The 6,660-nt window shown below is 47.4% G+C and carries 6 protein-coding genes; all 6 read right to left on the bottom strand.

Translation table 11 applies throughout. From position 1 onward, the window contains the following. Positions 1-673: 673 nt before the first annotated feature. The 6 genes from Q0236_RS09850 to nikR all read right to left on the bottom strand — a co-directional run bounded on the left by Q0236_RS09850 (position 674) and on the right by nikR (position 6,158). Positions 674-1,234, bottom strand: a complete 561-nt coding sequence (locus tag Q0236_RS09850) for a hydrogenase maturation nickel metallochaperone HypA (RefSeq protein ID WP_297917297.1) — start codon at positions 1,232-1,234, stop codon at positions 674-676. 108 nt (positions 1,235-1,342) lie between these two features. Next, entirely contained in the window at positions 1,343-2,536 is a 1,194-nt protein-coding gene (gene hypE / locus Q0236_RS09845) for a hydrogenase expression/formation protein HypE (RefSeq protein WP_297917295.1), read from the bottom strand. 189 nt (positions 2,537-2,725) lie between these two features. Next, positions 2,726-3,823, bottom strand: a complete 1,098-nt coding sequence (hypD, locus tag Q0236_RS09840) for a hydrogenase formation protein HypD (protein ID WP_297917293.1) — start codon at positions 3,821-3,823, stop codon at positions 2,726-2,728. Between the two features lie 35 nt (positions 3,824-3,858). Further along, complete coding sequence (locus Q0236_RS09835) at positions 3,859-4,140, bottom strand: HypC/HybG/HupF family hydrogenase formation chaperone (RefSeq protein ID WP_297917290.1); 282 nt, start codon at positions 4,138-4,140, stop codon at positions 3,859-3,861. Further along, the gene (hypB, locus tag Q0236_RS09830) at positions 4,140-4,967 is read right to left on the bottom strand and encodes a hydrogenase nickel incorporation protein HypB (protein WP_297917288.1); all 828 of its coding nucleotides are present in this window, start codon (positions 4,965-4,967) and stop codon (positions 4,140-4,142) included. Before hypB ends, Q0236_RS09835 begins: the two co-directional genes overlap by 1 nt. A gap of 759 nt (positions 4,968-5,726) precedes the next feature. Further along, positions 5,727-6,158: a nickel-responsive transcriptional regulator NikR gene (gene nikR, locus Q0236_RS09825; RefSeq protein WP_005870445.1), complete on the bottom strand. Its 432-nt coding sequence runs from the start codon at positions 6,156-6,158 to the stop codon at positions 5,727-5,729. Between the last annotated feature and the right edge of the window lie 502 nt (positions 6,159-6,660).

The following is a 6,660-nucleotide window of genomic DNA, read 5'->3' as shown; positions in this document are numbered from 1 at the left end:
TTTAGAATTTTAAAATTTCGCATCGAGCGCAAAAAAAATTTACTAAGAGCAGTACAAGGGGAGGGCGTAAATAAAATTTGAATGGAATTAATCTATTTTACCTAAAAGGTTAAATTCTAAAAGAGGGCAAATCAGGAATCTGCGAGTAAGCAGGGCAATTTAGCTTTTGCGCTAGTTAAATTATGAAATTTTTATTTTATCCCGCACAATGTGTCTATATCTAGAACAATTGACTTTAAATTTAAAAGCTAAATGGAACGATAAGTAAGGCAGAATATAAAACCTAATGATAGAAAATTTACATTTAATCTTTTGGGTTCTTTAGACGATATACGATAATTAGTGTTGAAAAGCGCCAAAATCCCCATAGTTTTAGATATTTTATATTGAAAACTATAATTTTCAAGTAAAAATTTAATATGAAATTAACGTATAATTATATGAATAATTTCATGTATTTTTGACGCATTTGGTGTTTTTATTAATGGTTTTTATTAGAAGAATTTTTACATCAATCTTATTTGATAATTTAGCGTGACTACAAAAGGACGATGTGTTTTCTGCAAGAATCAAAATAGATGATATTTGAATTGGGTGGAAATGAAATTTTGCTTATGGCAAGAGTTTAAATTTGAAATATGGGAAGCTATCGCGCCAAGATGAGTGTCCTCTTTTATTCAATAACCAGGCGCATTAGATACATATCCTCGCCATCGATTACGCTGATTTCGGAGCTTTTGCAGCGCGGGCAAGAAAAGTCGTTTTGCGCCAAATCTCCGCTAAAACCGCAGTTTTTGCATTTTACGACGATTTCTTGGGTGTGGATGATGAGATCCGCATTTTCGCAGACGGTGCCTGCGCGAAAGACTTCATAGCAGTTTTGCAAATAATGCGCTTCTACGCCGCTTAGTCGCCCTATTTTTACGTGCAGCTCCCTTATCTGTGGACTTTTCGAACCAAATGCATCGTAAGACGCCTGTGGTTTCGTATCTAAATTTTTATAAAAATCGCCGTTTTTGTCGTTTGGGTTCGTATCTGCAACGCCCGTATTTTCGGCATTCTCGGTGCCTATGTCGGTATTTGCGAAATCCGTATTTTCATTGGCGGTATCGTCGGCGATGTCGCAACGATTTTTATCGCCCTGCTCGGCCGCGCCTTTTTTCTTTGCTTTTTCGGCGTTTAGCGCCTTTTCACATAGCGCCACAAGATCCGCTACGATCGATAGTTCATGCATTTTTTCCTCTAAATTTTACGGCCGTGCCGTATTGTATGCGAAATTTTGTTGTAAATTTAAAAATACGTCTGAAATTTAAGCTCAAATTTGCCGAATTTGCACGCAAATTTAACAAATCCTCGGCAGCAGCTCGCCCTTTGGAAGCTCTAAAAATCGCTGCGAGCCGTAGGCGTTTTGTAAAATTACTCGCCCTTTTGCCGCATACGGAGCTTGAAATTGTCCCGCCCTATTTTCTGACGCCACGTCCGTATCGCTTGTGCCCGTAAATTCGCCCTGCGCGCTAAGCTTTGACGTCAAAGAGCCCTCAAATTCGCCTCTGTCGTGCCCTACTTCGCGCACCTCGCCGATGATTGCGGCGTTTGCGTCAAATTCGCGCAGTATTTCAAGCGCCCTATCCGCCTCGGCATCATTTTCTACGATCGCTATGAACGTGCCTTCGTTTGCAAGCTCGTACGGCTCAAAGCCCAGCAGTTCGCACACGCCCACTACTTCGTCGCTGATTTTGATATCCTCTTCGCGCACTAAAAATTCAAGCCCGCTGGAGCTTGCGAATTCGTTCAAAACCGCGCTAAGCCCGCCGCGCGTCGCATCTCGCATCGCTTGGATCTTCACGCCTTGCAAGATCAGCTTTTCTACCGCAGCGCAAAGCGGTTTGCAGTCGCTTTGCAGCTCGCTGCTTAGCGCGATCTCGTCGCGCGCCGCGAGTATCACCGCCCCGTGCCGCCCGATGTCGCCGCTAAGCAGGATTTTTGCGCCCGCTTTGATGTTTTGCACGCGCGCAGGTCGCAAAACACGGCCGATGCCGCTAGTGTTAATGAAAATTTTATCGCATTTGCCGCGCGGCACAACCTTTGTGTCGCCGCAAACGATGCGAACGCCGCAGCTTCGCGCGGTGCTTCCCATCGAGTCCAGGATGCGTCGCAGCTCGCCTAGGCTAAGCCCCTCCTCGATGATGAGCGCACAGCTTAAAAACAGCGGCTTGGCGCCCACCATCGCAAGGTCGTTGACGGTGCCGCAAACAGCGATCTTGCCGATGTCGCCACCGTTAAAAAACAACGGCGTGACGACGAAACTATCGGTGCTGAAAGCTAGCTCGCCGCTAAAACTCGCCGCTGAATTTAGAGCCGAGCTCGGCGCTGCGCGATCAAAATTTGGCCCGGCGTCTAAATTTAAATTTAGTATCGCGCTGTCGTTGTTGGCGCGTAAAATTTCATTATCAAACGCCGCAAAGATCGTCTCGTTGATGAGCCTATTCATCTCCTCGCCGCCGCCGCCGTGGCTTAAAAGTATAGTTTCGTTCAAATTTTTCCTTTTCACTGGGTTTTAAATTTATAAGCCCGTATTTTGCAGCCGAACAAGCCGTGCCGCTACGGCGCCGCGCTAAATTTTAAAGCAAAGGTTTAGCACAGCAATTTTCGCTTCGGTTAAAATTTTAAAGCATGACTTATTTTTAAAATTTGCGCCCTGATAGCCGGATACCGCGCACAAAATTTAGCCCGCGTTTTTGACATCGCCGTATTTATAGTACGCCGCGCATGCGCCTTCACTTGAGACCATGCACGATCCTATCGGGTTTTGCGGCGTGCAGTGCTTGCCGAAAACCTTGCAATCATAGGGACTTTTTTTGCCGCGCAAAATTTCGCCGCAGATACAGGCCTTGCTCTCGGGCACGCTCTGTACGCTGCAATCAAACTGCACCCTGGCATCCAGCGCCGCGTACTGCGGGCGCAACTTCATGCCGCTTTTTGGAATTTCGCCGAGCCCTCGCCACGGAAAATCGCAAATTTCAAAATATTTATCTATCAAATTTTGCGCTTTTTGGTTGCCGCACTCTTTTACGACGCGCTCGTATTCGTTGAAAACCTCGTAGGTGCCGGCGTTTTGCTGCTCCACCAAATTTAACACGCCCGCCATTATGTCAAGCGGCTCAAATCCGCTTACGGCGATCGGCTTTTTATAATCGCGCGCGATACTTTCGTAGGCCTTCGCGCCGGTGATCACGCTTACGTGGCTAGGCCCTAAAAACGCGTCTATCTGCACGTCCGCGTCGTTTAAGATCGCTCGCACGGGAGCGGGCACTGTGACATGGTTGATGTGAAAAAAGAGATTTTTTAGCCCCAAGCTTAGCGCCTTATCGATCAGCACGGCGCTCATCGGCGTCGTCGTCTCAAAGCCGATCGCAAAAAATATCACCGTTTTTTGCGGATTTTCCTGCGCGATCTTTATGCAATCAAGCGGGCTATAAAGCGCTCTGATGTCGTGCCCCTCGCTGCGCAGCTTCTGTAAGCTTGTGCGAGAGCCAGGAACTCGAAGCATATCTGCTAGAGTGCAAAAAATACTCTGCGGCATCGCAGCGAGCTTGATCGCCTCGTCGATGCGACTGCGCGGCATCACGCACACCGGACAGCCGGGACCGTGGATAAATTTAATATTTTCGCCGACCAAGCTCGGAAGGCCGAATTTCATGATCGAGTGCGTGTGTCCGCCGCAAATCTCCATAATATTTAGCGGCTTTTTGCTTTTAGAAATTATCAGCTTGCTAAGCGCTAAAATCAGCTCCTTATCCCTAAAATCCTTGATTAGATCCATTATTTACCTTAAATTTTACGGGTTTGCAAGCCGCTTTAATTCTCTGTGCCCGCTCGCGGCTCTATGCTTTCATACACGGAGCCCTCTTCCGCCCTCATCTGCTTTGCGATCTGCTCGTAAATTTCGATACTCTCCTTCGCTCGCTGCGTATCGATCTTCTCCATCGCAAAGCCCACGTGGATCAGCACGTACTCCCCGACCGCCGCGGGCTCGGGGAGCAGATCCAAGCTCACGCCGCGGCGCACGCCCAGAGTCTCCACGGTCGCGAAATTATTTTCGTCGATTGAGATGATTTTTGAAGGGATTGAAAGGCACATTAACGAAATTCCTTCTTGTATTGTAGGAATTTCAGCCATTTCTCCACGCCCTCGCTGCTTTTACTATCAAGCGCGATGACGTCGGCTTTCGGATTGAGTTTGTGCACTTCGCGCACTACTTCATCCATATCGAAGTCAAAATGCGGTAGCAGCGCGGTTTTGGTGATTACGACGCAGTCTGCGCGGCGAAATATCACGGGATATTTTGCGATTTTATCGCTGCCCTCGGGCACGCTTAGAAGCACCACGTTCAGGTGCGCGCCCACGTCAAATGCCGCCGGGCAGACGAGGTTTCCGACGTTTTCTATGAAAACCAGATCCAAGCCTTTCGTATCGATATGATGAAGCCCCTCATGAACCATAAAAGCATCCAGATGGCAGGTCTCGCCGGTGCTGATCTGATGGGCCTGCGCGCCCGCTTTTATGATGCGATCGGCGTCGCGGTTGGTCTGTAGATCGCCCTCGATGACGCCGATTTTAAATTTGCCGCTTTTGATAGTGGCCTCAAGCAGCGTCGTCTTGCCGCTACCGGGGCTACTCATCAAATTTAGACATAAAATTTTATCCTCGTCAAAATGAGCTCTGTTGTGAGCGGCCTCCTCGTCGTTGGCGCTTAAAATTTTACTCATCACCTCGATCGTCTTGGCGTCGCTAATAGCGACATTTGTGTGGACGTGATCGTGCGCGTCGTGCTCGTGATCGATCCCCGCCTCGTGCATATGAGCGTGGGAGTGGACGGTGCCGTCCGCGTGGGTATGGAGATGCTCGTGCGAATGAGCACCCGTCTCGTGAGTATGGCCTACTGAACAGCCGCAATCTTTACACATTTTTTATCCTTGGAAAATAAATTTTGCGCGTAAAATACCACGTTTTTGCTTTAAATGGCGTAAATTTGATAAATTTTATATCGAAGCGCGAAATTTTATAAAATTTAACAGCGCTTAAAATTTATGCACTTCGGTTTTATCTAAATTTCATGCGTTGTTTGCGAAGGCTCGACGTAAAATTTTAAAGCTAGCGAGCAAAGCGCTGCTTTAAATTAAATCGCCTGCTCGCAGGCAGCAAAGCCGCGCGCTACAAATTTAGACGCCATGGCTATCAACAGCTCAAACAAACTTAAAGATCGCTGTAGATAAGAGCGCGAAATTCAGGGCTTGCGAGTGGATTTTATCCCGGTGCTCTACAATCTCGCGCGTGATCGCAGGCTTGCCGAACACCAATGCGGCGACCATTTTAATATCGATTTTGCACTAGTTCGGCTTTGCAAATGCGGCACGAAGGCGGCTCCTATAAAATTTAGTCGCGAGCTGCTTCGCCGGTTTCGTGCCTGTGCGTAAATTTAAACCCGCAGCAAGAATACTTTTTGATTAAAATTTATAAAATTTTGCATTTTCGTTTGCCGCGTAAATTTAAACAAATTTTATTTGCACGCCTTGCGCAACCGCGCCGCCCGAATTCTCCACTCGATCGAGAATCGCTCTTCGCAACTCGCAAAAGTCGCGCAGCCTGCGTTTAAATTTAGAAGTGCATAAATAGAAGCGCGAAAATTTAGCGCGACGCGCTGTTTTCAAAAACGTGCAAAAGCCCTACGCTTCGGTGATGACCGCCTTTACGAGCTTGGAAAATTTCACCCCTTTTAGCGCGCCGATTTTGGCGCTGAGCCGCTCGATCTTTGAAATTTTATCCCGCATCGTGATCTCCTCGAAGCAGTGGCGCTCGTCGATGTGGAAGTGGCTGGTGCTGACGATGGTGACGTTTGCGTGGTGCTCGATCTCTACGAGCTGCTCGATCAGATCGCTTTGGTGATGATCGTAAGCGATGCAAAGCACGCCCACGCAGTCATCCTCGCCATCTCCGTGAAGTACGCCCTCGACCATCTTTTCGCGTATGAGATCGCGGATAAACTCGCTGCGGCTTAGGTACTGCTTGGCGCGCACCATCTCATCGAGATCCTCAAAAAGCTTCGTCGGCAGCGAAATGCTAAATCTTACGGCGCTCTCTTTTTCCTCTTTTTTCATAGCTCCCCTCATTTCGCGTATTTTGAACGTAATTTTACCGAAATTCCGCTCAAATAGTAAGAATTTTGCGCTAATTTGGCTTATTCTTTAAAATTTAAAGCTCCAAAGCATCGTGCGTATTTTGAAATTTTGCTCGCGATTTCGCGTTGTACTTTAGTGCTAGCGCGATGAAATTTTACGGCGCTAAGTTGTTTTAAATTCTACCGCAAGCTTGCGTCCAAATTTAAGAATCAGGCGCTAAATAGCGTCTTAGCTTAGGATTTGCGCAGTATCTAACCACACGCCGCGGTAGAATTTTGCATCGATTACCATAGTGGTGCACCGTGACGCTATGGCAGGCAACGGCGCGCCGTTAAATTTTAAAATTTTAACGTTTCGACTGCGATATCAGGCGGCAAGGCGTAAATTTGTTCGCTGATTTTGCGATTTTAGAAAAGCTAGCCGCGGTGGATTTTACCACCCGTAGCGTTAGAATTTACGCGCAGAGTTTATTAAATTTAGC

The organism is uncultured Campylobacter sp., assembly GCF_938031315.1.
GTDB lineage: Bacteria > Campylobacterota > Campylobacteria > Campylobacterales > Campylobacteraceae > Campylobacter_B.
The sequence above is the reverse complement of the archived record's forward strand: the minus strand, read 5'-3'. Positions and strand labels throughout refer to the sequence as shown.

Coding starts and splice junctions, on each gene's coding strand:
- Q0236_RS09850 (WP_297917297.1), bottom strand. CDS start 1,234: ATGCATGAACTATCGATCGTAGCGGATCTTGTGGCGCTATGTGAAAAG.
- hypD (WP_297917293.1), bottom strand. CDS start 3,823: ATGGATCTAATCAAGGATTTTAGGGATAAGGAGCTGATTTTAGCGCTT.
- Q0236_RS09835 (WP_297917290.1), bottom strand. CDS start 4,140: ATGTGCCTTTCAATCCCTTCAAAAATCATCTCAATCGACGAAAATAAT.
- hypB (WP_297917288.1), bottom strand. CDS start 4,967: ATGTGTAAAGATTGCGGCTGTTCAGTAGGCCATACTCACGAGACGGGT.
- nikR (WP_005870445.1), bottom strand. CDS start 6,158: ATGAAAAAAGAGGAAAAAGAGAGCGCCGTAAGATTTAGCATTTCGCTG.